Genomic DNA, 24033 nt, shown 5'->3' with positions numbered 1-24033 from the left:
CATGAGCACCCCTACCGACAATGCCCCCCAGGCGACCGATGAGGAGATCATCGCGTCGATCGGCGGCTACGAGTACGGATGGCACGACTCCGATGCCGCCGGCGCCCTCGCGCGCCGCGGCCTCGACGAGGACGTCGTGCGCAACATCTCGGCCCTGAAGAACGAGCCCGAGTGGATGCTGAACCTGCGTCTCAAGGGCCTGAAGATGTTTGAGAAGAAGCCGATGCCGCACTGGGGCTCCGACCTCTCCGGCATCGACTTCGACAACATCAAGTACTTTGTGCGCTCGACCGAGAAGCAGGCCACCAGCTGGGAGGACCTGCCCGAGGACATCAAGGCCACCTACGACAAGCTGGGCATCCCGGAGGCCGAGAAGCAGCGCCTCGTCGCCGGCGTCGCCGCGCAGTACGAGTCCGAGGTCGTCTACCACCAGATCCGCGAGGACCTGGAGGAGCAGGGCGTCATCTTCATGGACACCGACACGGCGCTCAAGGAGCACCCGGAGCTGTTCGAGCAGTACTTCGGCACCGTCATCCCCGTGGGCGACAACAAGTTCGCCGCGCTGAACACCTCGGTGTGGTCGGGCGGCTCGTTCGTCTACGTTCCGCCGGGCGTCCACGTCGAGATCCCGCTGCAGGCCTACTTCCGTATCAACACGGAGAACATGGGCCAGTTCGAGCGCACCCTGATCATCGCGGACGAGGGCTCTTACGTGCACTACGTCGAGGGCTGCACCGCGCCGATCTACTCGTCGGACTCGCTGCACTCCGCGGTCGTCGAGATCGTCGTGAAGAAGAACGCCCGCGTGCGCTACACGACCATCCAGAACTGGTCGAACAACGTGTACAACCTGGTCACCAAGCGCGCCACGGCCGCCGAGGGTGCGACCATGGAGTGGGTCGACGGAAACATCGGCTCCAAGGTCACCATGAAGTACCCGGCGATCTACATGCTCGGGGAGCACGCCCGTGGCGAGACCCTGTCCATCGCCTTCGCGGGCGAGGGTCAGCACCAGGATGCCGGCGCCAAGATGGTGCACGCCGCCCCGAACACCTCGAGCTCGATCGTGTCGAAGTCCGTCGCCCGTGGTGGCGGCCGCACCTCGTACCGCGGCCTGGTTCAGGTCCTCGAGGGTGCCAAGAACTCCAAGTCGAACGTGCTGTGCGACGCGCTGCTCGTCGACCAGATCAGCCGGTCCGACACCTACCCGTACGTCGACGTCCGCGAGGACGACGTCCACATGGGTCACGAGGCCTCGGTCTCAAAGGTGTCCGAGGACCAGCTGTTCTACCTGATGTCCCGAGGCATGGACGAGACGGAGGCCATGGCGATGATCGTGCGCGGCTTCGTCGAGCCGATCGCGCGAGAGCTGCCCATGGAGTACGCGCTCGAGCTGAACCGCCTCATCGAACTGCAGATGGAAGGATCCGTCGGTTGACCGTCACTGACCACTCCCGAGCCACCGCCGACGCCGCGCACACGCACGGCCTGGGCACCCCCACCCCCGACGCCTCGCGCGCCGACCGCCCCACGTCCTTCGATGTCGACGCGTTCGCCGTGCCCACGGGTCGCGAGGAGGAGTGGCGCTTCTCGCCGCTCAAGGACATCAAGCCGATGCTGGCCGACCAGGCCGCCGACGGTCACCTTGAGTGGGACGTGCCCGCGCTTCCCGCGGGCGTCACGCTGACCGAGGTGTCGCCGGCCGATGCCCGCGAGCGTTCCGTGCGTGCCCCCGGCGACCGTGCCTCGGCCGTCGCCGCGGCTCACGCGAGCGGCGCGATGGCCCTGACCATCGCCCCGAACACCGTGGTCGACGAGCCCATCCAGATCACGGTCACCGGCCGCGGCGAGGACGTGCGCGGCCACCTGCTCGTCGAGGCGGGTGCCTCGTCCGAGGCGACCGTCATCATCGAACGCCGCGGCACGGCGACGTACTCCGAGTTCGTCTCGGTGGACCTCGCCGACAACGCGGGCCTCAACCTCGTGCTGCTGCAGCTGTGGGACGAGGACGCCGTCCACGCCGGTGAGGTCGTCGCCCGCCTGGGCCGCGACTCGCGCCTGCGCGGCTCCGTCGTCACTCTCGGCGGCAAGGCCGTGCGCCTCAACACCTCCGCCGCATTCGCGGGCGAGGGTGCCTCCGTCGACCTGTTCGGCCTGTACTTCGCCGACTCGGGCCAGCACCAGGAGCACCAGCTCTTCGTGGACCACGCGGTGCCGCGCTGCACCTCGCGCGTGACCTACAAGGGTGCGCTCGCCGGCGCGACCGCCCGCACCGTGTGGATCGGCGACGTGCTGATCCGCAAGGAGGCCGAGGAGACCGACACCTACGAGCTCAACCGCAACCTGGTCCTCACGGACGGCGCGCGCGCGGACTCGGTGCCGAACCTCGAGATCGAGACCGGCGAGATCGCCGGCGCCGGTCACGCGTCCGCCACGGGTCGCTTCGATGACGAGCAGATGTTCTACCTGCGCTCGCGCGGCATCTCCGAGGAGGAGGCCCGCAAGTTGGTGGTGCGCGGCTTCTTCGCCGACCTCATTCAGGAGATCGGCGTGCCCACGGTCGAGGAATCGCTCATGAAGGCGATCGACCTCGAGCTCGAGCACGTCAACGAGGAGCTCGCGGAGGAGCACGCGTGAGTGAGCAGCTCGCGTGCATGGTGACGGACCTCGCGCCCGGTAGCGCGATGGACGTCGACCTCACCCTCGCCTCCGGCGCGGACACTCCGGTCGCCGTGGTGCGCACCGACGATGGCGATTTCTACGCCATCGGCGGCATGTGCACCCACGGCGAGGTGCCGCTGGGCGAGGGGGACGTCGAGGGCTGCTTCGTCGAATGCTGGGCCCACGGGTCCCGTTTCGACGTGCGCACCGGCGTGCCCGACGAGCTGCCCGCGGTCACGCCCGTGGCCACCTATCCCGTTCGTATCGACGGCGAGCGTGTGTTCGTTGACGTCGACCACCCCACGTCTTAAGAAGTGAATCAAGGAGCATCATGAGCACCCTGGAAATCAAGAACCTCCACGCCTCCGTGGAGACCCCTGAGGGCACGAAGCAGATCCTCAAGGGCGTCGACCTGACCATCAACTCGGGCGAGACCCACGCCATCATGGGCCCCAACGGCTCGGGCAAGTCGACCCTGGCCTACTCGCTTGCGGGCCACCCTAAGTACGAGATCACCGAGGGTTCGGTCACGCTCGACGGCGAGGACGTCCTCGCGATGAGCGTCGACGAGCGTGCCAAGGCGGGCATGTTCCTCGCCATGCAGTACCCCGTCGAGGTCCCCGGCGTGTCGGTGTCGAACTTCCTGCGCACCGCCAAGACCGCGATCGACGGCGAGGCCCCCAAGCTGCGCACGTGGGTCAAGGACGTGAAGAAGTCGATGGACGACCTGCGCATGGACTCGTCGTTCGCCGAGCGCAACGTCAACGAGGGCTTCTCCGGTGGTGAGAAGAAGCGCCACGAGATCCTCCAGATGGAGCTGCTCGCGCCGAAGATCGCCGTGCTCGACGAGACAGACTCCGGCCTCGATGTCGACGCGCTGCGCATCGTCTCCGAGGGTGTCAACCGCGTGAAGGACAACACCGGCCTGGGCATCATGCTCATCACCCACTACACGCGCATCCTCAAGTACATCCAGCCCGACTTCGTGCACGTGTTCGTCAACGGCCAGATCGCCGAGCAGGGCGGCCGCGAGCTCGCCGACCGCCTCGAGGCCGAGGGCTACGACCGCTTCCTGGCCTCGGCCTAAGGAATCGTCATGCACCTCCCCGATCTGCGCGCGGACTTCCCGCTCCTGACCCGCACGGTCAGGAACGGGAAGGACCTCGTGTACCTCGATTCCGGCGCGACCTCGCAGAGGCCGCAGGCGGTGCTCGACGCGGTGAGGGACTTCGAGGAGCGCCACAACGGTGCTGTCGCACGCGGCGCCCACCTGCTCGCGGAGGAGGCGACCGGCTTGTTCGAGGCCGCTCGCTCCTCCGTGGCCACGCTCGTGGGCGCCTCGTTCGACGAGATCGTATGGACCGAGAACGCCACAGCGGCGATCAACCTCGTGGCGTCCGGCATCGGGAACGCATCGGCCGGTATCGGCGGCGAGGAGGCGGCACTCTTCCGCATCGGCCCCGGCGACGAGATCTGCGTCACCGAAACCGAGCACCACGCGAACCTGGTGCCGTGGCAGCAGCTCGCGATCCGCACGGGCGCGACCTTGAGGTGGATCCCGGTCGACGACCTGGGCCGCCTGATCCTGGACGACCTCGACACGCTCGTGACGGAGCGCACCAAGGTGCTCGCCTTCACGCATGTGTCGAACGTCACCGGCGTGATCTCGCCCGTGGCGACCCTCGTGGCGCGTGCGAAGGCGGTGGGCGCGCTCACCGTGCTGGACGCGTGCCAGTCCGTCCCGCACCTGCCCGTCGACGTCAAGGACCTCGACGTCGACTTCGCCGCGTTCAGTGGCCACAAGATGCTCGGTCCCACCGGCATCGGCGCCCTGTACGGGCGCAAGGACCTGTTGGATGCGCTGCCGCCGTCGATCTTCGGCGGGGGAGCGGTGACCGTCGTGTCGATGGACTCCACGGCCTGGCACGAGGCGCCCACGCGCTTCGAGGCCGGCACCCAGCCTGTCGCCCAAGCCGTGGGCATGGGCGCGGCGGCCGAGTACCTGATGGAACTCGGCATGGAGTCGGTCGAGGCGCATGAGCGGGAGATCGGCCACCTGCTGCGTCAGGGCGTCGCCGAGATCCCTGGCGTGCGCCTGCTCGGGCCCGTCGGTAGCGCCGACGAGCGCGACGTCATCGGCCTCGCGGCCTTCGTCGTCGACGGCGTCCACCCCCACGATGTCGGGCAGTTGCTCGACGACAGGGGAGTCGCCGTCAGGGTGGGCCACCACTGTGCCCAGCCCCTGCATCGGCGCTTCGGAGTGACCGGTTCGACCAGGGCCAGCGCCCATGTCTATACGACCCCCGCCGACGCCGAGGCCTTCCTCTCGGCACTGGCGGAAGTTCCCGCGTTCTTTGGAGTGAGCGTATGAGCAGCCTCGAACAGATGTACCAGCAGGTCATCATGGACCACGCCCGCGCCGGTCACGGCCGCGGGCTCAAGGACCCCGGGCTCATCCACGTGGGCGAGTCGCACCAGGTCAACACCACGTGCGGCGACGAGATTCGCCTGCGGGTGGGGCTCGACGGCGACACCGTGTCCTCGGTGTCGTGGGAGGGCCAGGGCTGCTCCATTTCCCAGGCCTCCGTGTCCGTCCTCAGTGAGCTGGTCGAGGGCGAGTCGCTCGCGACGGCCGAGGAGACGATGGAGGCCTTCCGCGAGCTGATGCAGTCCAAGGGCGAGCCGCTCGACGACGATCGCGAGGATTTGTTGGGCGACGCGACCGCCTTCGTCGGAGTGGGAAAGTACCCGGCGCGCATCAAGTGCGCCATGCTGGGATGGTCGGCGTTCAAGGACGCCGTCATCCGTGCAGGAAAGGATCAGGCATGACCACCGAAACAACGACCCCCGCGAACGCCGCGGATGTCGAGGAGGCGCTGCGTGACGTCATCGATCCCGAGCTCGGGATCAACGTCGTCGACCTGGGCCTCGTCTACGGCGTCGCCCTGGACGAGAACCAGCACGCCGTCATCGACATGACCCTCACCTCGGCGGCCTGCCCGCTGACGGACGTCATCGAGGATCAGGCCGGCCAGGTCCTCGACGGGATCGTCGACGGCTTCCGCATCAACTGGGTGTGGATGCCGCCGTGGGGCCCGGACAAGATCACGGACGACGGCCGCGAGCAGCTCCGCGCGCTCGGGTTCAACGTCTAGAGACGCGTGACAGGCGAGGGCCGATGCCGTGGGTGACCACGGCATCGGCCCTCGCCTTGTCGTTTCCCCGCCCTCCCCACCCTGTCGCACATGGCCGCATTTGCGGCTCCAGAGTGCCTTGGGTTCTAGTTTCTAGCGCAACACCTCTGTTTTCGGAGGTGGCGGATGACGTATCCGCGTGCTGTTCGTGTTCAAGCTCTGGTGCTGATGGGTGCAGGGCGTCGTGTCCGTGATGTGGCCGTCGAGGTCGGCGTGCCGTTCAAGACGGTCGAGAAATGGTGGCGAGACTGTGGCGGCGTGAAGCCTTCAGTCTCGAACAAACCTTGCCGCTATCGTCGTCTCAGCATCGCCGAGCGTGAACGTATTCATGCAGGGATGGAGCGTGGCGAGTCGATCAGACAGATCGCGCGCGCGATAGGCCGCTCGCCCTCGACGGTGTTGCGTGAGATCCGCGCTAACCTCAAACATCAGCGCTATCGGCCACGAAAGACGCGTGGCAAGGCACGCACAACGCCATGGAACTACTCTCCGCATCGCGCTCAGATCCGTGCCGATAAGCGTGCGGCCAGACGCTGTCGCATACCCAAGCTGGTTGCCAATGAGTGTCTGCGTGACGAGGTCCAAGCCAGACTGTTCCTCAAGCACAGCCCCGAGCAGATCAGTGACAGGCTGCGTGAAGACTTCCCCAACGATCCGGAGATGTGGGTGTCACACGAGACCATCTATCAAGCGATCTACGTCCAGGGACGAGGCGAACTGCGTCGTGAACTGGCGGCGTGTCTACGCACCGGTCGAGCGTTGCGTAAGCCCCATCGCAGTGGTCCCAAGCGTCAAGGCCGCATCAAGGACATGGTGCTCATCAGCGAGCGTCCAGCCGAGGTCGAGGACCGAGCCGTGCCAGGCCACTGGGAAGGTGACCTCATCACCGGCAAAGCCAACCAGTCCGCGATCGGCACCCTCGTGGAACGCTCGACCGGGTTCGTGATGCTGCTACACCTGCCCGACGACCACGGTGCCCTGGCCGTTCAAGACGCCATGATCGACGCGATGATGAGCCTGCCCCACCAGCTACGCAAGACCGTCACCTGGGACCAAGGCATCGAGATGGCAGGCCACGCCGCCATCACGCTCGCCACCGACGTGCCGATCTACTTTTGCGACCCCGCCTCACCGTGGCAGCGAGGCTCCAACGAGAACACCAACGGACTGCTACGCCAGTACTTCCCCAAAGGCACCGACCTATCGGGCTACCACCCCGACTACCTCGAATACGTCGCAAACCAACTCAATGACCGACCTCGCAAACGCCTGGGCTGGAAGACCCCCAAAGAACGACTACGGGAACTACTGTCAGACCCGACCAACCCACACGGTGTTGCACTAGCAAACTGAATCCGCCCGCCCGACACGCCGCAAAAATCCCCACCAGGACGGAGAGACGGGTGCCTAGAAACCCAGGCGTCCCGTCGCGAGAGCCCAGATGCCGATGGCGGCGCCGACCGTCACGGCGATGCACAGCACCGCCTCGAGGCGCGTGAAGACGGTAAGACCCCGTTCACGCCGCGCCCGGAGATACATGAGGGTGGCGGGCGCGTAGACGATGAGCGCGATGAGGACGTACTGCAGGCCCATCGCGTACACCAGGTAGCAGGTGTAGACGAAGGCGCCCGCCGCGAGCGCTAGTGCGCCGGCGCGACGGCCGCCCCCGAACGCGAGCTTCATCGCGAAGGCCGCCGTGAGCAGGTACGGAAGGATCGTGATCGCGCTGGTGAGCTCGAGCGAGAAGTCGAACGCGTCCTCGGAGAAGAACGCGAGCACCAGGAACACCTGCGTGAGACCGGACGTGGCGGTGAGCGCGGTGATGGGCACGCCGGCGCGGTTGACGCGCGTGAGGGCGCGGGGCGCATCGTCGCCCGTCGCGGCCGCAAAGAGCACCTCGGCTCCGAGGAGTGTCCAGGCGAGGTAGGCGCCGAGCACAGAGATGAGCAGGCCAATGCCGACCATCCACCCGCCCCAGGGCCCGACGGCCGCCTCGATGACGCCCGCCGCCGAGGGCTGTCGGAGGCTGGCGAGCTCCTCGCGCGGCAGCACTCCGTAGGACAGCATCGTGACCGCGACAAAGAGCGCGAGGACGCCGAGGAACCCTGTGACCGTGGCCCTCCCCACGTCCTCGCGGCGTCGCGCATAGCGGGAGAACACGCTCGCGCCCTCGACACCGAGGAACACGAACACGGTGACGAGCATGGTCGCGCGTACCTCGTCCGCGAGCTCACCCACCGAATGCGTGGGTGACGCCCACAGGTTGTCGGTGAACGTTTCCCACGAGAAGCCCGCGAACGCGATCACGAGGAGGAACAGTCCCAGGGGCACCAGTTTCGCGATGGTGGTGATGGTGTTGATCGCCGCGGCGGTGTCGATGCCGCGCGCGATCACCACGTGAAAGATCCAGATGCCGGCCGAGCCGAGCGCGAGCGCGACGAACGTGTCGCCCTCGCCGAGGGCGGGGACGACCGCACCGAGCGTCGACGAAATCAGCACCCAGTAGGTGACGTTCGCGACGCAGGCACCGGCCCAATAGCCGAACGCGGAAAAGAAGCCCACATACGGGCCGAACCCCGCCTTGGCATACGCGAAGATGCCCGAGTCGAGATCGGGGCGCGCCTTGGACAGCCGCTCGAAGATGAGCGCCATGAGCAGCATGCCTCCGCCAGCGATGGCCCAGGCGATGAGCGCGCCGTAAACGCCCGTGGCCTCGGCAAAGGTGGACGGCAGGGAGAACACTCCGGCGCCGACCATGGAGCCGACGACCATCGCCACCAGCATGGGTAGCGACAGCAGGCGGGTGCGGCCCGCCGCGGCAGCGACGGCGCCGGCCGCCGACTCGCTCATGCCGGGGCCCCTGTCATGCCGCGGCGACATCGTGAGCGTTGCCGGAGCGGCGGGAGCGACGGGCGCGGCGCGAGACACGCGAGCCGCCAGCGTCGGAGTCGACCTGGTCGCCCTCCTCGCCGATCCCGCGGGCGTGAATCGCCTGGCCGAGGTCGAGCGCAAAGCCCACGGTGCGCGTGGTGGTGGGGTACACGATGGCGCGGATGTTGCGATCAAACCCGCGCGCGCGGGCGGCCTGGCGCGACTCGAGGTAGATCTCGGCGACCTCCGGCAGCGCGCGCAGCATCATGGCGAACATGAGGCCGAGCGTTTCGGGCGGCAAGATCGCGCGCAGCGGCCGCGCCATCAGCGACACGAAGTCGAGCATGGCGGTCATCGAGGTCGACGCCGCAACCGCCAGAGCCAACGCGACGACCGCCACGAGATCGGCCGTGACGTCGACCGCGCGCCACCAGTCGCCGCGCCACAGGTGGATGGATGCGGACAGAGCCGCGACGACGAGCGTGCCCGCCATCGCCACGGCGGTGGTGCGCGCGGGCGGCTGGGTCGACAGGAGCAGCAGCAGGCACGCCGCCATGATGCCCAGCGAACTGACGGGGTCGTCGAGCATGATGACGGCGACCGTGGCCGCGAGCAGGAGCAGCACCTTGACCCACGCGGGAGCGTGATGGAGGGGCGTGTCGCGTGCCCGGTACAGGCCGGTGGGGGTGATCACGGCGAGGGAGTCCTGGTGGTGCGGCCGAACATCAGGTCGCGGTAGAAGCGCACGGCCTCGGTGGGGTCGCCGTCGAAGGCCACCGAGCCGTCGTCGATGACGATGGTGCGCTCCGCGCGCGCGGCCGAGTCGAGGTCGTGGGTGACCTCGATGAGTTGCACGGGAAGCGAACGCAGCAAGGCACCCACGTGGGCGCGCCAGCGAAGGTCCAGCAGGGTCGTGGGCTCGTCGGCGACGAGGATCGACGGCGTGACCGCGAGGACTCCCGCGAGGGCGAGCAGCTGGCGCTGGCCACCCGAGAGGGAGCCCACGGCGACGTCGGCGCGGTCACCCAGGCCCATCTCGTCGAGCGCGTCGAGCGCCGCGCGGGTGCGCTCGTCTTTGTCCTTGATGGTGCGCCTCAGCGACAGCATCACGTCCTCGACGCCCGTCGGCATGATCAGCTGAGCGGACGGGTCGGTGAAAAGGAAGCCCACCTTGCGCCGCACCTGGGGACCCTTGCGGGCCACGTCGAGGCCGTCGACCTCGACCGATCCCGTGGTCGCGGGGATGAGCCCGTTGATCATCCTCACCAGCGTCGACTTGCCGCCACCGTTCGCGCCGATCACGGAAATGCGGCGCTCGGTCAGCGTCAGCGAGGTGGGCTTCAGGATCGTCACACCCGTGTCGGGCGCGGTGACGCCCGCGTCCTTGAACTCGATCATGGGGTCAAGGCTATGCGGTGGCGCGCGCCTTCCGGGAATCGACGGCCGATGCCGCGGGCCGGGCCGGCGGCAGCAGGCGGGGGTAGGCGCGGTGGATCACCGCGGCGACGCCGGCGGCGATCGCGACCTTGATCACGTCGCCGACCATGAACGGCGCCATGGCGACCGTCGCATCGGCCAGGCTCAAGCCGGTACGCACGGACAGCCAGGGGATACCGACCGCGTACGTCACGGGGATGGACGCGAGCCCGGCAAGCAGCAGCGTCGGGTAGCCGAGCCGGCCCCGCCGGCGCGCCGCCATCGTGAGCGCGCCGACGAGCCCGGCGGCCGGGATGAATCCCAGCAGGAACCCGCCTGTGGGACCCGCGAGGACCCCCAGGCCGGCGGCCATGTTCGCGAACACCGGGGCGCCCGCGAAGCCGACGAGGATGTACAGCACCACCGCGGCTATACCGCGCCAGGGCCCGAGGCACAGGCCTGCGAGCACCACCGCGAGGGTTTGGAGGGAGAACGGCACGCCGAAGGCGAGGGTGATCTCCGGCACCAGGGTCGACGCCGCGATGAAGGCCGCGAAGACGGCGATCAGGGCGATGTTGGCGCCGGACAGGGCCTCGCGAGGGGACACGGTTCTCCTTGGGGGATTGTGCTGGATAATGGGTGGGCGCCCAACCTACCCAGGCCGGCCGTGGCATCGGCCGCCTCGACGGTCCGGGCGCGCTTTGTTGTATAGATCCCACTGTTTTTCCTACTTGGAGGCCCGGTCCTTCGTGATCTCCGCACAGAATCTCGAGATGCGCATCGGCGCTCGCGTGTTGCTGCACCCGACGTCGTTCCACGTCAACGCCGGCGACCGTATCGGCCTGGTGGGTCGCAACGGCGCCGGTAAGACCACCATGACGCGCATCCTGGCGGGGGAGGGGCAGCCCTCGGGCGGCTCTGTGACGCACAAGGGCACCGTGGGCTACCTGCCGCAGGATCCGCGCTCGGGCGACCTCAACCAGATCGCCATGGATCGCATCCTGGGGGCGCGCGACCTCGCCGGGCTGATGGCCAAGATGCGTGAGGCCGAGGAGGCGATGGGCGGCGCGGACGAGAAGGCCGCCGCGAAGGCCATGGACCGCTACCCGGCGCTCGAGGAGCGCTTCCGGGCGGCCGGTGGCTATGCCGCTGAGTCCGAGGCGCACCGCATCGCCTCCAACCTGGGTCTCGACGACCGCATCCTGGGCCAGCCGCTGCACACGCTGTCCGGTGGTCAGCGTCGCCGCGTGGAGCTCGCCCGCATCCTCTTTTCGGACGCCGAGACGCTGCTGCTCGACGAGCCCACCAACCACCTCGACGCCGACTCGATCGTGTGGCTGCGCGACTTCCTGCGCCAGTACTCGGGCGGCCTCATCGTGATCTCCCACGACGTGGACCTGGTGCGTACCGTCGTCACCAAGGTTTTTTACCTCGACGCCAACCGTGGCGCGCTCGACCAGTACGCGATGGGCTGGGACCTGTATTTGCGCCAGCGCGAGGACGACGAGAAGCGCCGTCACACCGAGCGCCGCATCGCCGAGAAGAAGGCCGGCGCACTGGTCGCGCAGGCCGAGAAGATGCGTGCCAAGGCGTCCAAGGCCGTCGCGGCACAGCAGATGCTCAAGCGTGCGGAGAAGCTGCTCGAGGGCACCGAGACGGAGCGCGTCAGCGACAAGGTCGCCTCGCTGCGCTTCCCCACGCCAGCGCCGTGCGGCAAGACGCCGCTGCGGGGCTTCGGGCTGTCGAAGAGTTACGGCTCGCTCGAGGTCTTCATGGACGTGGACCTCGCGATCGACCGCGGCTCGCGCGTGGTCATCCTGGGCTTCAACGGCGCGGGCAAGACGACGCTGCTGAAGCTGCTCGGCGGCGTCGAGAAGCCGGACACGGGCGTGGTCGAGGCCGGTCACGGGCTGAAGCTCGGCTACTACGCGCAGGAGCACGACACGCTCGACATGGATGCGACGGTGGCGGAGAACATGCGCCACTCCGCTCCTGACTTGGGCGACACCGAGGTGCGCAAGGTCTTGGGTTCGTTCCTGTTCTCGGGCGACGACGCCGACAAGCCCACGCGGGTGCTGTCGGGCGGCGAGAAGACGCGCCTGGCGCTCGCGACGCTGGTGGTGAGCCAGGCCAACGTGCTGCTGCTTGACGAGCCGACCAACAACCTCGACCCCGCCTCGCGCGCCGAGATCCTCAACGCCCTGAAGACCTACGAGGGTGCCGTGGTGCTCGTCACGCACGACGAGGGCGCCGTCGACGCCCTCGAGCCTGAGCGCGTCCTGCTGCTGCCGGACGCGGACGAGGACCTCTGGAACGACTCGTACCGCGACCTCATCTCGCTGGCGTAGGGTCGCGCGTCAGAGCGCGTCCTCGATCTCCTCGTCGCTGAGCTTCGCGCGTCGCGCGCGGCGCGGCTCTCGGACGGCCGATGCCGTGGCCGGCTGGGGGGCGTCGCCCTCCATCTGCGCATCGCGGCGCAGCAGCAGCACCGCGCCGATGGGCGCGAGCGCGGCGAAGATCCACCACTGCACGGCGTAGGACAGGTGTGGGCCGGTCGACACGTCCGGCAGCGGCACCTGCGCGCCGACGACCGTGGGGGAGCAGGCGCCGGCGTCGCAGTACTCGCGGATCATGAGGTAACCCGGGACCTCCTCACCCGCGGGCGACGCCAACTGCGCCGGAGTGATGCGCGTGACGGAGTCGGTGGCCTCCTTGCCGTCGTCCTCCTCCCACGCGCGCACGATTCCCGTGACGGTGACGGGGGAGTCCGGGTACTCGGGCATCTGCGGGTCCTCGGCCTCGCCCGGCTGCGGGATCCACCCCGTCTGGACCAGGACCGAACGGCCGTCGTCGGTATCCAGCCAGGCGAGGAACTGCCACGCCGCCGTCGAGTCGACGGGGCGCCCGCGCAGATACGTGGACGTCTCACGTTCAAATGTGCCGGTCACGGTGCCGGAGCGCCATTCGGCGTCATCGGGCAGGGTGCTCGATCCGGCGGGGATCACCTCGTCAAGCGGTGCCACGGGGGCACCCTCGGCCGCATCGTGTGCGGCGACCGCCGCGGCCTTGTCCTGGTGGCGGTGCAGCTGCCAGAAGCCCAGCATGATCGCGACGGCGCTGACCGCGAGCGCGATCAGCATGGTCAGCGCGATGCGGGCGAGCGAGGGGCGGCGGGGCACCCCCCGATGGTAGTCGCGCGGCCACACGCCGCCGGTCCACTACCGTGGCACCCATGACACGTCACGTCCTCGTCACAGGAGCCAACCGCGGCATCGGCCGCTCGATCGCCGCCGCCTTCGTGGAGGCCGGCTATACCGTCAGCTCGATCCACCGCAGCGGCGAGCTGCCCGCGGGAGTCCATGGCGCCATCGCGGACATCACCGACACCGCGGCCGTCAACGCCGCGTTCGACGCGCTCGAGGCCGAGCACGGCCGCGTCGAGATCCTCGTCGCCAACGCCGGCATCACCAAGGACGGCTTGTTGATGCGTATGTCCGACGAGGACTTCGAGACAGTCCTCGACGTCAACCTCGCCGGCACCTTCCGGTGTGTGCGCCGCGCGACCAACTCGATGCTGCGCCAACGCTTTGGCCGCATCATCCTGGTGGGCTCCGTGGTGGGTCTCATGGGTAACCCCGGCCAGGTCAACTACTCGGCGTCCAAGTCTGCGCTGGTGGGCATGGCGCGCTCGATCACGCGGGAGGTGGGTGGACGCGGCATCACCGCGAACGTCATCGCGCCGGGCTTCATCACCACCGACATGACCGACGAGCTGCCCGAGGACACGAAGAAGCAGTACGAGGCGTCGATCCCCGCCAAGCGCTTCGGCGCCGCCGACGAGGTCGCGGCCGCGGCCGTCTACCTCGCGTCTGACGCAGCCGGGTACGTCTCCGGCGCGGTGCTGCCCGTCGACGGCGGCCTGGGGATGGGTCACTAACAGCGGCCGATGCCGTGGCGCCCGCAGTACTTGGGAGGTTCCGCTCACAGCGAGGGCCCCGCAACCGATGGTTGCGGGGCCCTCGCCCTACGGGAGCGTCGGCTAGTGGTCGTCGCCCTCGACGTAGGCGGGCGATGCCACAGGGTTCGAGGCGTCGCGCCAGCGCGTGATCACCGCCATCAGGTGGTATGCGATGAGGGCGGCGGCGGTGCCGAGGATGATGCCCTCGAACTTCAACTCGCCCACCTGCCAGGTGTAGTTGGCGGCGCCGATGATCAGCGCGACGCCCGCGGGGATGAGGTTGACGGGGTTGCCGAAGTCGACCTTGCCTTGGCCCCAGATGCGGGCGCCGAGCACGGCGATCATGCCGAACAGCACGGTGGACAGGCCGCCCAACACACCCGGCGGGGTGGCGGCGATGAGTGCGCCCACCTTGGGTGACAGGCTCAGCAGCAGCGCGAAGCCGCCGGCGCACCAATAGGCGGCCGTCGAGTACACGCGAGTCGCGGCCATGACGCCGATGTTCTCGGCGTACGTGGTCGTGCCCGAGCCTCCGCCGAGGCCCGCCACGGTGGTGGCGACACCGTCGGCCAGCAGCGCCCGGCCCGTGATGGGGTCGAGGTCCTCGCCCGTCATGGCGGACACCGACTTCACGTGGCCGATGTTTTCCGCGATGAGCACGAACACCACCGGCAGGAACATGAGCATGACCGAGGGGTCGAACGTCGGGGTCGCAAAGTCGGGCAGCCCGAACCAAGCGGCGTCCCTGACGCCGCTGAGGTCGTACTCGCCGTTAAAGGCGGCGACGACGCAGCCCACGACGGTGCCCAGCAGGATCGACAGGCGACCCAGGATGCCGCGGAACAGCACCGTGATGAGGATGACGGCAAGCGCGGACACGAGCGCCGTGCCGAGCGAGGCCTGGACCATGCCCCACGCTGCGGGGGCGAGGTTGAGGCCGATAAGCATGACGATCGCACCGGTGACGACAGGAGGCATCGTCACCTCGATCCAGCGCGTCCCGGCCACATGGACGATGACGCCCACGACGGCAAGCAACAGGCCGGTCGCGACGAGGCCACCCAGCGCCGCACTCTCGCCGCCCGAGGCCACCGCAGCCGTGATGGGCGCGATGAACGCGAACGACGAGCCCACATAGGACGGCAGACGGTTGCCGGTGATGATCAGGAACAGGATGGTGCCGACGGCGGAAAAGAAGATGGTGGTGCTGGGCGGGAAGCCCGTGAGCAGCGGCACCACGAACGTGGAGCCGAACATGGCCAGCACGTGCTGCGCGCCCAGCCCGATGGTGCGCGGCCAGGTGAGCCGCTCCTTGGGTCTCACCACGGCATCGGCCGCAATCGAACGGCCATCGCCGTGAAGTGTCCAGGGCATGAGTGCCATGCGTGTCTCCTTGAGTCGGTATCTCCCCGCGCGCGCCGCGCTCCCGGCGCACAATCTACTGGCTCCGCGAGGCGCGCCGCGGCGGCGCGGGCCGGGACGTGTCGTCGGCGCTAGGCTCATCACGGATAAGGAGAGACTTCATGGGAATGCTTGATGGCAAGAACATCCTGGTGACCGGCGTGCTGACCGAGGGCTCGATCGCCTTCGAGGTCGCGCGCCTGTGCCAGGAGCAGGGTGCGACCGTGGTTCTCACGGGTGTGGGCCGCTCGCTCAAGATCACGCAGGCGATGGGACGGCGCCTCCCCGTCGAGGCCCCCGTCGTTGAACTCGACGTGACGGACCCCGAGCACCTCGCCGCGCTCGCGGACAAGGTGCGCGAGCACGTGCCGCATCTGGACGGCGTGGTGCACTCGATCGGTTTCGCCCCGCAGTCCGTGATGGGCGGCAACTTCATGTCGGGCGAGTGGGACGACGTCTCGACCGCCGTGCAGATCTCGTCGTACTCGCTGAAGGCGCTCGCGCAGGCGGCGCTGCCGCTGATGGTGCCGGGCTCCTCGATCGTGGGCCTCACCTTTGACGGCCGTTTCGCGTGGCCCGTCTACGACTGGATGGGTGTGGCCAAGGCCGCGATGGAGGCGGTCAACCGCTACCTCGCCCGCGATCTCGGCGAGCACGGCATCCGTGCCAACCTGGTCTCGGCGGGCCCGATCAAGACCACCGCTGCGAAGCACATCCCCGGCTTCGAGCAGATGGAGGGAAACTGGTCCAAGCGCGCGCCGCTGGGCTGGGACTCCTCGGCCACGGAGCCCACCGCCCGCACCGTTACCGCCCTGTTGTCCGACTGGTTCCCGGCCACCACGGGAGAGATGATCCACGTGGATGGTGGCGTCCACGCGATGGGACAGTGACTATGCCGACCCTTATCATCGCCCGCCACGCCAAGGCGGAGAGCCCTGCCGACTATGGCAACGACATGGACCGCCCGCTCGAACTCATCGGGCGTCAGGCCTCCACCAAGTTGGGCCAGGAGCTCGCGGCCGCGGGCTACGCGCCCACCGTCGCGTTCGTGTCCCCGTCGCTGCGCACGCAACAGACGTGGAAGCTCATGGCCAACGCCTTCGGTGAGGTCGACACACGCGTGGTCGACGACCTCTACGAGACCGATGTCGAGGGCCTGCTCGACGTGGCCCGCACCGCCGGTGACGCCGACGTGGTCGTGATGGTGGGCCACGAGCCCACGTCGTCGCGCACCACCGCCTATCTCGCCGGCGACGGTTCCGAGACCGCCGCGCTCAAGAACATTGCGCTCGGCCTCAACACCGGTTGCGCCGCGATTCTCGAGTACGACGGTGCGTGGGCCGAGCTCGGCTCCGGTTCGGCGCGGCTCGTGAAGGTCATCTCCGGCCGCGACGTTTAAGGCACACAAGCGAGGGCCGATGCCGTGGGTGACCACGGCATCGGCCCTCGCTTGTGTGGGGGGAGAAGTTAGCGCTCGATGACGTCGAGCACGGCCGCCAGCGTCGGCGCATTGACCGCGACGTCCGCCTGATGTTGCACCACCGGCTTGGCGTTAAAGGCGACGCCAAGGCCGGCGACGGCCATCATATCCAGATCATTGGCGCCGTCGCCCACGGCCACGCAGTCGGCGGGGGACAGGCCCAACTGGGCCGCGTACTCGCGTAGCGCCTGAGCCTTCGCGGCCCGGTCGATCACGGGGCCGACGGTACGGCCCGTGAGCTGGCCGTCGACCACCTCGAGCCGGTTGGCGCGAAAATGCGTGATGCCGATGCGTGCGGCCAGCGGCTCGACGACCTCGATGAAACCGCCCGAGACGAGCGCCGCCGTCCACCCCTCGTCCTGCAGCGTCGCCACCAGTTCTTCGGCGCCAGGCGTGAAGCGCACCTCGTGGAGCACATCGGCAAACACCGTGTCCGGCACACCCGCGAGGGTCGCTACGCGCTGACGCAGCGACTCGGCGAAGTCGATCTCGCCGCGCATGGCCGCCTCGGTGACCGCCGCCACCTCGTCCTGGGTCCCCGCGCGGGCAGCAATCAACTCGATGACCTCGGACGTGATGAGGGTGGAATCCACGTCGAGGACGATGAGGCGTCCAGTCATGCGGTGACGACCGTGCCCTTGGGCACCACCGTGATGCCGGATTCGGTGACGGTGAAGCCGCGCTCCAGGTCGGACTGACGGTCGATGCCGACGCGGGCACCCTCTTCGATGATGACGTTCTTGTCGAGGATGGCGCGGTGCACCTGGGCGTGACGGTTGACGATGACGTGGTCGAGCAACACCGAGTCGGACACGGTGGACCAGGAGTGCAGGCGCACGCCGGGGGACAGGACGGAGCCCGTCACCGTCGCGCCGGAGACGATCACTCCGGGGGAGACGATCGAGTCCGCGGCGTGGCCCAGGCGGCCCTCCTCGGAGTGAATGAACTTCGCCGGCGGCTCGGTGATGAGTCCCTGGTGCAGCGGCCACTCGTGGTTGTACACGTTGAAGATCGGCATGACCGCGATGAGGTCCATGTGAGCGTCGTAGTACGAGTCGAGCGTCCCGACGTCGCGCCAGTAGTTGCGGTCGCGGTCGGTCGAGCCGGGGACGTCGTTGTCGACGAAGTCGTAGAACCCGCACGTGCCCTTGTCGACGAAGTGAGGGACGATGTCGCCTCCCATGTCGTGCTTGGAGGTCGCGGACTCGGCATCGGCCTTCAAGGCCTCAAGCAGCGGACCCACGGTGGCGACGTAGTTGCCCATCGACGCGAGCACCTCTTGAGGCGAGTCGGGCAGACCTTCGGGCTCGGTGGGCTTCTCGAGGAAGGCCTTGATGAAGCCTGGGCGATCCTTGTCGACGTCGATGACGCCGAACTGGTCGGCCAGCTCAATCGGTTGACGGATGCCCGCGACGGAGAAGTCCGCGCCGGTCTCGATGTGCTTGTCGACCATCTGCGAGAAGTCCATGCGGTACACGTGGTCGGCACCCACGATGACCACATAGTCGGGGCTCTCGTCCTCGATGATGTTGACGGTCTGATAGATCGCATCGGCGGAGCCGAGGTACCAGTGCTTGCCGCGACGCTGCTGCGCGGGCACCGGGGCCACATAGTTGCCTAGAAGCGGCGACATGCGCCACGTGCGGGCGATGTGACGGTCCATCGAGTGCGACTTGTACTGGGTCAGCACGACGACATGCAGATAGCGCGAGTTCACCAGGTTGGACAGGGCGAAGTCCACCAGTCGGTAGGTGCCGCCGAACGGTACCGCGGGCTTGGCTCGGGCCGCGGTGAGGGGCATCAGGCGCTTGCCCTCACCTCCGGCAAGGACGATGGCGAGAACTTTCGGCGCTGGCATATGCCCAGCATAGGCGCCATGCCCGGCGAGTGAACAGGTCACACGCCCAGGACGCGGCTAGCGTGGGCCACATGCGTGCAGACATCCTTACCCGCGAGTACCCGCCCCACGTCTACGGAGGCGCAGGCGTCCACGTCACCGAATTGGCTGCCGTGCTGCGCGACCACATCGATGTCACCGTGCGGGCCTTCGACGGCCCCCGCGAGGAAGACGGTGTGGTCGGATACGACCCGCTCGGAGGCGGAGTCGGCGATGCCTCACTCGACGTGCTCGCGCACAACCTACCCATGGCGAAGGACTGCGAAGGCGCCGACCTGGTCCACTCGCACACGTGGTACGCGAACATGGCTGGCCATCTCGCGGCCAAGCTCCACGGCATCCCCCACGTCATTTCTGCGCACTCGCTCGAGCCGCTGCGACCGTGGAAGGCCGAGCAGCTCGGCGGCGGCTATCAGGTGTCGTCGTGGATCGAACGCACGGCCTATGAGAATGCCGATGCCATCATCGCCGTATCCGGCGGCATGCGCCGTGACGTGCTGCGCTCGTACCCGAACGTTGACCCCGACAAGGTGCACGTGATTCACAACGGCATCGATGTCGACGCGTGGGCGGCGCCGTCCACCGACGAGGAACGGCAGGCGGCCGATGCCGTGGTCGCCGACTGGGGCATCGACCCGTCGCGCCCGGCGTTGGTGTTCGTGGGCCGCATCACGCGCCAGAAGGGCCTTCCGTACTTCCTTCGCGCTGTCGAGTCGCTGCCGCCCGAGGTGCAGATCGTGCTGTGCGCCGGCGCGCCCGACACGAAGGAGATCATGGCGGAGGTCACCGGTCTGGTCGAAGAGCTGCGTGCCAAGCGCGACGGCGTGATCTGGATCGACAAGCACCTGCCGCGCCCTGAGCTGGTCGCCGTGCTGGACGCGTGCACCGCGTTCGTGTGCCCCAGCGTGTACGAGCCGCTGGGCATCGTGAACCTCGAGGCGATGGCGGTGGGCCTGCCCGTCGTCGCCACCGCAACCGGCGGCATCCCCGAGGTCGTGGTGGACGGCGAGACGGGCATCCTCGTGCCGATCGACCAGGTGGACGACGGCACTGGTACCCCCAAGGACGCGGACGCGTTCGTGGCCGACCTGGGAGCCGCGCTCGCCGATGCCGTGTCCGACCTGGACCGCGCCCGCGAGTGGGGAGCGGTCGGTCGCGCACGTGCCACCGAGCACTTCTCGTGGCACACGATCGGGGAGCGCACGCTGGCGCTCTACCAGGAACTCACGGACTAGGCTGAACGCATCATGACCGAGGTGCTGAGGTTCCAGGGCGTGGGGCTGCGTCGCTCCGACAACGCCATCCTGTCCGACATCAACTGGAGCGTGGACTCCGCCGATCGCTGGGTCATCCTGGGCCCCAACGGCGCGGGCAAGACGTCGCTGATCTCGATCGCGTCGGCGCGTATGCACCCCAGCTCGGGCGAGGCCACGATCCTTGACGCGACGCTGGGCCGTGCCGATGTGCAGGACCTGCGGATTCGGGTGGGCCTGACCTCGGCGGCGCTCGCGGACCGCATTCCCGCCGACGAGACTGTGCTCGATGTGGTGATGACCGCCGCGCACGGTGTGACCGGACGCTGGCGTGAGGAGTACGAGGACGTCGACGTCGAGCGCGCGGAGGCGCTGCTCGCCGCCTTCGGCATGCAGGGTTTCGCCGCACGTCGGTTCTGGACGCTGTCGGAGGGCGAACGCAAGCGGGTCCAGATCGGCCGCGCCCTCATGGCGGACCCCGAACTGCTGTTGCTCGACGAGCCCGCTGCGGGCCTCGACCTGGGAGGACGTGAGGAGCTCCTCGGCGCCCTCACCGAACTCGCCGGCGACTACCGCTCGCCCGCGATGGTGCTGGTCACGCACCACGTCGAGGAGATTCCGGTCGACTTCACCCACGCGATGCTGCTGCGTGAGGGACGGATCGTTGCCGCCGGAGCACTGCACGAGACCATCACCTCGGAGAACCTCACCGCGACGTACGGCATGCCCGTGACGCTCACCGAGGTGGCCGGCCGCTGGGCCGCCCGCCGCGCCTGAGCTGATGAGGATCTCCGCGAAGGCCGATTACGCGGTGAGGGCGGCGGCGGAGCTTGCAGCCTCATTGGACGGCGCGCCCCGCACCGCCGAGGACCTCGCGGCCACGCAGCAGATTCCCCGGAAGTTCCTCGAGGCGATCCTCACGGCGCTGAGAGCGGAGGGCCTGGTCGTCAGCCAGCGAGGCCTCGGTGGCGGCTATCGGCTCGCCCGGGACGCCGCCCAGATCTCCGTGGCCGATGTGGTGCGTGCCGTCGACGGTCCGCTCGTGTTCGTGCGCGGGGAGCGTCCCTCGGAGCTCGACTATCAAGGCCCCGCCGCACCGCTGATCGACGTGTGGGTGGCGCTGCGGGCGAACGTTCGCGCGGTACTCGAGGCCGTCACGCTCGCGGACCTTGCGTCGGGCAGCCTCCCTCGCGACGTGCGTGCCCTCCTCGCCGATGAGGGGGCCTGGACCAACCCCTAAATTCCTACTCTTGAAGTAGGTATTGTTTCCTACTAGGAAACTAGGTAATGTGCGGCGTGAGGCGATGAGGATCGCCTCCGGCGCCGCCGCGCCGCTGTCCCCGGGAGGTGGCCGTGCGCTCCCTCGTTGTCCTCGCCCTCATCGGTTTTGGAGCTCAACTCGTCGACGGCTCGCTGGGCATGGCCTACGGCGTCACATCGACCACCCTGTTGCTGGCGGCCGGGATCAGCCCGGCCGCGGCATCGGCGACCGTCCATCTCGCCGAGGTGGGGACAACCCTCGCCAGTGGCGCGGCTCACTGGAAGCTCGGCAACGTGGACTGGCGGGTCGTGCGACGTGTCGGGATTCCCGGCGCCGCGGGTGCCTTCCTCGGTGCCACGGTGTTGTCGAATCTGTCGACCGAGGTGGCTGCCCCGGTGATGGCCATCGTGCTTCTCGCCCTCGGTGTGTACGTCCTGCTGCGCTTCACGCTGTGGGGCGTGCGCGTCGCCCCCGACCGTCGCCCGCTCGGCAAGCGGTTCCTGGCGCCCCTCGGCCTCGTCGCCGGTTTCGTGGACGCCACCGGTGGTGGCGGGTGGGGGCCGGTCGGCACTCCTGCGCTGCTGGCGTCGGGGCGCATGGAGCCGCGCAAGGTGATTGGCTCGATCGACACCAGCGAGTTTCTAGTGGCGCTGGCGGCCTCCCTGGGCTTCCTTCTCGGCATCGGCACCGCGGGGATCGACGCGGGCTGGGTCCTCTCGCTCCTGGCGGGCGGTCTGCTCGCCGCGCCGATCGCCGCCTGGCTGGTGCGCATCATCCCGCCCCGCCTCCTGGGTGCGGCCGTGGGAGGGCTCATCATCCTCACCAACACCCGCACGCTCATTCGCGCGGAAATCATTCCGGTCGCGGGTGTGGCCCAGACGGCCGTCTATGCGGCGATCGTCGCCCTGTGGGTCGGCGCGGTCGCGTGGTCCTGGAGGGCTCACCGGCGCGACGCTATTGCCGCACGCGCGCAGGCCCCCGCCCTCACGTCCGACTGACGCCGCCACCCCGACCCGGGCGTCGGCCGCCGACCTTACGGCCGATGCCCGTCCTCGTCCCCACGGCCGATGCCGCTGGCGCGTCGCCCCTGCTAGGTTTCGAAGCAGGAGGTGGTCCGCGTGGATTCCATGTGGTGGTTCATCGGGGCAATGGCCCTCGGTATCGTCGAGGTCTTCACCCTCGACCTCACGTTTGCGATGCTGGCTGGAGGAGCCATCGCGGGCGGCACCGCGGCGCTCCTGGGTGCCCCGCTATGGCTGTGCATCATCATTGCCTGCGTGGTCGCGGTGCTGCTGCTCTTTGCGCTGCGGCCCTATCTGTTGAAGTCGCTACGCCGCAAGGGTGAGTTGGTCGAGACCAACACGGCGGCGCTGGTCGGCGCGGCCGCACGCGCCCTCGACATCGTCACCGAGACCAGCGGCCGCATCAAGGTGTCCGGCGAGGTCTGGAGCGCGCGCACTGAGGACGACGCGCCCGAGATCCTCGAGGGAACAGAGGTCACCATCGTGGCCATTAGGGGAGCGACGGCGATCGTCGCTCCGGAAAAGGGGGAGTGACGTGACCGTCACCCAAGTCATTGCGATCGTGCTCGCGATTGCCTTCGCGCTGTTCGTCATCGTGGCGATCGCGCGCGCTATCCAGATCGTGCCGCAGGCGGAGACCCGCGTGGTCGAGCGCCTGGGCCGCTACAGCCGCACCATGCAGGCCGGCATGCACCTGCTGGTCCCGTTCATCGACAAGGTGCGCCAGAAGGTCGACATGCGTGAGCAGGTCGTGTCCTTCCCGCCGCAGTCCGTGATCACCTCGGACAACCTCGTCGTCGAAATCGACACGGTGATCTACTTCCAGGTCACCGACGCCCGCGCCGCCGTCTATGAGATCGCCAACTACATCGTCGGTATGCAGCAGCTCACTGTCACGACGATCCGTAACGTCATCGGCACCATGGACCTCGAGCAGACGCTCACCAGCCGCGACCAGATCAACGGTCAACTGCGCTCGGTGCTCGACGAGGCGACCGGCAAGTGGGGCATCCGCGTGGGCCGCGTCGAGCTCAAGGCGATCGACCCGCCGCTGTCCGTGAAGGACTCGATGGAGAAGCAGATGCGCGCCGAGCGTGACCGCCGCGCCGCGATCCTCACCGCCGAGGGTGTGAAGCAGTCACAGATCCTCGAGGCCGAGGGTCAGAAGCAGTCGGCGATCCTCAAGGCCGAGGGTGACGCGCAGGCCGCGATCCTCACCGCCGAGGGTGAGGCGCGCGCGATCCTGCAGGTGTTCGACGCCATCCACGAGGGCGACGCCGACTCCAAGCTGCTCGCCTACCAGTACCTGCAGGTGCTGCCCGAGATCGCGAAGACCGAGTCGAACAAGATCTGGTTCGTTCCCACCGAGTTCACGGGCGCGCTCAAGTCCATCTCCGCGGCCTTCGGCCAGGAAGAGGAGCTCGAGCCGCTGGGCCGCGACCCCGAGCGTGGCAAGGAGCGCAAGTCGCGCATCACCTCGGCCCTCACCGATCCCGCCGAGGCATTGCGTCTGGCCAAGCAGGAGGTCGAGGACGCTACCTCCGACGCGACCGACTCAGGCACCCGCTCGGGCCGCCCGTTCGACCCGGACGCCGAACGCGGCCAGTAGCCCAGCTCCG

Annotated in this window: 26 protein-coding genes; 18 read left to right on the top strand and 8 right to left on the bottom strand. The window is 68.4% G+C overall.

Annotated elements, in window-relative coordinates; translation table 11 throughout:
- Position 1 precedes the first annotated feature (1 nt).
- From sufB to B7K24_RS08030, 8 genes are all read left to right on the top strand, one after another.
- A complete protein-coding gene (gene sufB / locus B7K24_RS08065; protein WP_084102694.1) occupies positions 2 to 1438 on the top strand; it encodes a Fe-S cluster assembly protein SufB in 1437 nt (478 codons plus the stop codon).
- On the top strand, positions 1435 to 2637 hold the full coding sequence (sufD, locus tag B7K24_RS08060) for a Fe-S cluster assembly protein SufD (RefSeq protein WP_234986627.1): 1203 nt from the start codon (positions 1435 to 1437) through the stop codon (positions 2635 to 2637). The genes sufB and sufD overlap by 4 nt, the downstream gene beginning before the upstream one ends.
- Positions 2634 to 2972: a non-heme iron oxygenase ferredoxin subunit gene (locus tag B7K24_RS08055; protein ID WP_084129817.1), complete on the top strand. Its 339-nt coding sequence runs from the start codon at positions 2634 to 2636 to the stop codon at positions 2970 to 2972. Before sufD ends, B7K24_RS08055 begins: the two co-directional genes overlap by 4 nt.
- Positions 2973 to 2992: 20 nt before the next feature.
- Positions 2993 to 3748, top strand: a complete 756-nt coding sequence (sufC, locus tag B7K24_RS08050) for a Fe-S cluster assembly ATPase SufC (protein WP_084078517.1) — start codon at positions 2993 to 2995, stop codon at positions 3746 to 3748.
- Positions 3749 to 3757: 9 nt separating this feature from the next.
- Positions 3758 to 5032, top strand: a complete 1275-nt coding sequence (locus B7K24_RS08045; RefSeq protein WP_084129816.1) for an aminotransferase class V-fold PLP-dependent enzyme — start codon at positions 3758 to 3760, stop codon at positions 5030 to 5032.
- Entirely contained in the window at positions 5029 to 5490 is a 462-nt protein-coding gene (gene sufU, locus B7K24_RS08040; protein ID WP_084129815.1) for a Fe-S cluster assembly sulfur transfer protein SufU, read from the top strand. Before B7K24_RS08045 ends, sufU begins: the two co-directional genes overlap by 4 nt.
- Positions 5487 to 5816, top strand: a complete 330-nt coding sequence (locus tag B7K24_RS08035; RefSeq protein ID WP_084102657.1) for a metal-sulfur cluster assembly factor — start codon at positions 5487 to 5489, stop codon at positions 5814 to 5816. The genes sufU and B7K24_RS08035 overlap by 4 nt, the downstream gene beginning before the upstream one ends.
- Positions 5817 to 6023: 207 nt before the next feature.
- Positions 6024 to 7208: an IS30 family transposase gene (locus tag B7K24_RS08030; RefSeq protein ID WP_373994165.1), complete on the top strand. Its 1185-nt coding sequence runs from the start codon at positions 6024 to 6026 to the stop codon at positions 7206 to 7208.
- 54 nt (positions 7209 to 7262) lie between these two features.
- Here the strand turns inward: B7K24_RS08030 and B7K24_RS08025 are convergent, their stop codons facing one another.
- From B7K24_RS08025 to B7K24_RS08010, 4 genes are read right to left on the bottom strand one after another with little or no spacing between them, the layout of a single operon-like run.
- Positions 7263 to 8705 (bottom strand): basic amino acid/polyamine antiporter, encoded by a 1443-nt coding sequence (locus B7K24_RS08025; protein WP_084129845.1) that lies wholly within the window; start codon positions 8703 to 8705, stop codon positions 7263 to 7265.
- A gap of 13 nt (positions 8706 to 8718) precedes the next feature.
- On the bottom strand, positions 8719 to 9420 hold the full coding sequence (locus B7K24_RS08020) for an energy-coupling factor transporter transmembrane protein EcfT (RefSeq protein WP_084129813.1): 702 nt from the start codon (positions 9418 to 9420) through the stop codon (positions 8719 to 8721).
- Positions 9417 to 10124, bottom strand: coding sequence for an energy-coupling factor ABC transporter ATP-binding protein (locus B7K24_RS08015; protein ID WP_084129812.1), 708 nt, complete (start codon positions 10122 to 10124; stop codon positions 9417 to 9419). The genes B7K24_RS08020 and B7K24_RS08015 overlap by 4 nt, the downstream gene beginning before the upstream one ends.
- 10 nt (positions 10125 to 10134) lie before the next feature.
- Positions 10135 to 10749, bottom strand: coding sequence for a biotin transporter BioY (locus B7K24_RS08010; protein ID WP_159449188.1), 615 nt, complete (start codon positions 10747 to 10749; stop codon positions 10135 to 10137).
- Positions 10750 to 10915: 166 nt separating this feature from the next.
- On the opposite strand from B7K24_RS08010, the gene B7K24_RS08005 reads away from it, so the two are divergent.
- Positions 10916 to 12490, top strand: coding sequence for an ABC-F family ATP-binding cassette domain-containing protein (locus B7K24_RS08005; protein ID WP_373994164.1), 1575 nt, complete (start codon positions 10916 to 10918; stop codon positions 12488 to 12490).
- 9 nt (positions 12491 to 12499) lie between these two features.
- Here the strand turns inward: B7K24_RS08005 and B7K24_RS08000 are convergent, their stop codons facing one another.
- Positions 12500 to 13321, bottom strand: coding sequence for an SURF1 family protein (locus B7K24_RS08000; RefSeq protein ID WP_144268206.1), 822 nt, complete (start codon positions 13319 to 13321; stop codon positions 12500 to 12502).
- A 53-nt stretch (positions 13322 to 13374) separates the two neighbouring features.
- Here B7K24_RS08000 and fabG point away from each other — a divergent pair, with 53 nt between their 5' ends.
- Positions 13375 to 14079, top strand: coding sequence for a 3-oxoacyl-ACP reductase FabG (fabG, locus tag B7K24_RS07995; protein WP_084129808.1), 705 nt, complete (start codon positions 13375 to 13377; stop codon positions 14077 to 14079).
- 102 nt (positions 14080 to 14181) lie between these two features.
- On the opposite strand, the gene B7K24_RS07990 is transcribed toward fabG, so the two are convergent.
- The gene (locus tag B7K24_RS07990) at positions 14182 to 15483 is read right to left on the bottom strand and encodes a uracil-xanthine permease family protein (protein ID WP_084129807.1); all 1302 of its coding nucleotides are present in this window, start codon (positions 15481 to 15483) and stop codon (positions 14182 to 14184) included.
- A gap of 140 nt (positions 15484 to 15623) precedes the next feature.
- On the opposite strand from B7K24_RS07990, the gene fabI reads away from it, so the two are divergent.
- A complete protein-coding gene (gene fabI / locus B7K24_RS07985) occupies positions 15624 to 16391 on the top strand; it encodes an enoyl-ACP reductase FabI (RefSeq protein ID WP_084129806.1) in 768 nt (255 codons plus the stop codon).
- A 2-nt stretch (positions 16392 to 16393) separates the two neighbouring features.
- Positions 16394 to 16900 (top strand): histidine phosphatase family protein, encoded by a 507-nt coding sequence (locus B7K24_RS07980; RefSeq protein ID WP_084129805.1) that lies wholly within the window; start codon positions 16394 to 16396, stop codon positions 16898 to 16900.
- Between the two features lie 68 nt (positions 16901 to 16968).
- On the opposite strand, the gene serB is transcribed toward B7K24_RS07980, so the two are convergent.
- Together serB and glgC are read right to left on the bottom strand one after the other, a co-directional pair.
- Entirely contained in the window at positions 16969 to 17601 is a 633-nt protein-coding gene (serB, locus tag B7K24_RS07975) for a phosphoserine phosphatase SerB (RefSeq protein WP_084129804.1), read from the bottom strand.
- Positions 17598 to 18839 (bottom strand): glucose-1-phosphate adenylyltransferase, encoded by a 1242-nt coding sequence (gene glgC / locus B7K24_RS07970; protein ID WP_084129803.1) that lies wholly within the window; start codon positions 18837 to 18839, stop codon positions 17598 to 17600. The genes serB and glgC overlap by 4 nt, the downstream gene beginning before the upstream one ends.
- Positions 18840 to 18910: 71 nt before the next feature.
- Between glgC and glgA the strand changes: the two genes are divergently transcribed.
- The 6 genes from glgA (at position 18911) to B7K24_RS07940 (ending at position 24023) form a co-directional block, all read left to right on the top strand.
- Positions 18911 to 20113 (top strand): glycogen synthase, encoded by a 1203-nt coding sequence (glgA, locus tag B7K24_RS07965; protein WP_084129844.1) that lies wholly within the window; start codon positions 18911 to 18913, stop codon positions 20111 to 20113.
- A gap of 12 nt (positions 20114 to 20125) precedes the next feature.
- Positions 20126 to 20908 (top strand): ABC transporter ATP-binding protein, encoded by a 783-nt coding sequence (locus tag B7K24_RS07960; RefSeq protein ID WP_084129802.1) that lies wholly within the window; start codon positions 20126 to 20128, stop codon positions 20906 to 20908.
- A 4-nt stretch (positions 20909 to 20912) separates the two neighbouring features.
- Positions 20913 to 21371, top strand: a complete 459-nt coding sequence (locus tag B7K24_RS07955) for an Rrf2 family transcriptional regulator (protein WP_084129801.1) — start codon at positions 20913 to 20915, stop codon at positions 21369 to 21371.
- A gap of 113 nt (positions 21372 to 21484) precedes the next feature.
- A complete protein-coding gene (locus B7K24_RS07950; RefSeq protein WP_084129800.1) occupies positions 21485 to 22390 on the top strand; it encodes a sulfite exporter TauE/SafE family protein in 906 nt (301 codons plus the stop codon).
- A gap of 129 nt (positions 22391 to 22519) precedes the next feature.
- The gene (locus B7K24_RS07945) at positions 22520 to 22948 is read left to right on the top strand and encodes an NfeD family protein (protein WP_084129799.1); all 429 of its coding nucleotides are present in this window, start codon (positions 22520 to 22522) and stop codon (positions 22946 to 22948) included.
- 1 nt (position 22949) lies between these two features.
- Positions 22950 to 24023: an SPFH domain-containing protein gene (locus B7K24_RS07940; protein WP_084102674.1), complete on the top strand. Its 1074-nt coding sequence runs from the start codon at positions 22950 to 22952 to the stop codon at positions 24021 to 24023.
- Positions 24024 to 24033 lie beyond the last annotated feature (10 nt).

The sequence above is a fragment of the Demequina sp. NBRC 110055 genome (genome assembly GCF_002090135.1).
In the GTDB taxonomy this organism is placed as follows: domain Bacteria; phylum Actinomycetota; class Actinomycetes; order Actinomycetales; family Demequinaceae; genus Demequina.
Note: the sequence above shows the minus strand (reverse complement) of the source record. Positions and strands in the feature narration are given on the sequence as shown.

What these genes read in the sequence shown, in the direction of transcription:
- sufB (WP_084102694.1), top strand. Translation starts at nt 2, where the DNA reads ATGAGCACCCCTACCGACAATGCCCCCCAGGCGACCGATGAGGAGATC.
- B7K24_RS08015 (WP_084129812.1), bottom strand. Translation starts at nt 10,124, where the DNA reads ATGATCGAGTTCAAGGACGCGGGCGTCACCGCGCCCGACACGGGTGTG.
- B7K24_RS08035 (WP_084102657.1), top strand. Translation starts at nt 5,487, where the DNA reads ATGACCACCGAAACAACGACCCCCGCGAACGCCGCGGATGTCGAGGAG.
- B7K24_RS08025 (WP_084129845.1), bottom strand. Translation starts at nt 8,705, where the DNA reads ATGAGCGAGTCGGCGGCCGGCGCCGTCGCTGCCGCGGCGGGCCGCACC.
- fabG (WP_084129808.1), top strand. Translation starts at nt 13,375, where the DNA reads ATGACACGTCACGTCCTCGTCACAGGAGCCAACCGCGGCATCGGCCGC.
- B7K24_RS07960 (WP_084129802.1), top strand. Translation starts at nt 20,126, where the DNA reads ATGACCGAGGTGCTGAGGTTCCAGGGCGTGGGGCTGCGTCGCTCCGAC.
- sufU (WP_084129815.1), top strand. Translation starts at nt 5,029, where the DNA reads ATGAGCAGCCTCGAACAGATGTACCAGCAGGTCATCATGGACCACGCC.
- B7K24_RS07980 (WP_084129805.1), top strand. Translation starts at nt 16,394, where the DNA reads ATGCCGACCCTTATCATCGCCCGCCACGCCAAGGCGGAGAGCCCTGCC.
- glgC (WP_084129803.1), bottom strand. Translation starts at nt 18,839, where the DNA reads ATGCCAGCGCCGAAAGTTCTCGCCATCGTCCTTGCCGGAGGTGAGGGC.
- B7K24_RS08030 (WP_373994165.1), top strand. Translation starts at nt 6,024, where the DNA reads ATGGGTGCAGGGCGTCGTGTCCGTGATGTGGCCGTCGAGGTCGGCGTG.
- sufC (WP_084078517.1), top strand. Translation starts at nt 2,993, where the DNA reads ATGAGCACCCTGGAAATCAAGAACCTCCACGCCTCCGTGGAGACCCCT.
- B7K24_RS08045 (WP_084129816.1), top strand. Translation starts at nt 3,758, where the DNA reads ATGCACCTCCCCGATCTGCGCGCGGACTTCCCGCTCCTGACCCGCACG.
- B7K24_RS07955 (WP_084129801.1), top strand. Translation starts at nt 20,913, where the DNA reads ATGAGGATCTCCGCGAAGGCCGATTACGCGGTGAGGGCGGCGGCGGAG.
- B7K24_RS08005 (WP_373994164.1), top strand. Translation starts at nt 10,916, where the DNA reads ATGCGCATCGGCGCTCGCGTGTTGCTGCACCCGACGTCGTTCCACGTC.
- fabI (WP_084129806.1), top strand. Translation starts at nt 15,624, where the DNA reads ATGGGAATGCTTGATGGCAAGAACATCCTGGTGACCGGCGTGCTGACC.
- serB (WP_084129804.1), bottom strand. Translation starts at nt 17,601, where the DNA reads ATGACTGGACGCCTCATCGTCCTCGACGTGGATTCCACCCTCATCACG.
- glgA (WP_084129844.1), top strand. Translation starts at nt 18,911, where the DNA reads ATGCGTGCAGACATCCTTACCCGCGAGTACCCGCCCCACGTCTACGGA.
- B7K24_RS07990 (WP_084129807.1), bottom strand. Translation starts at nt 15,483, where the DNA reads ATGGCACTCATGCCCTGGACACTTCACGGCGATGGCCGTTCGATTGCG.
- B7K24_RS07945 (WP_084129799.1), top strand. Translation starts at nt 22,520, where the DNA reads ATGTGGTGGTTCATCGGGGCAATGGCCCTCGGTATCGTCGAGGTCTTC.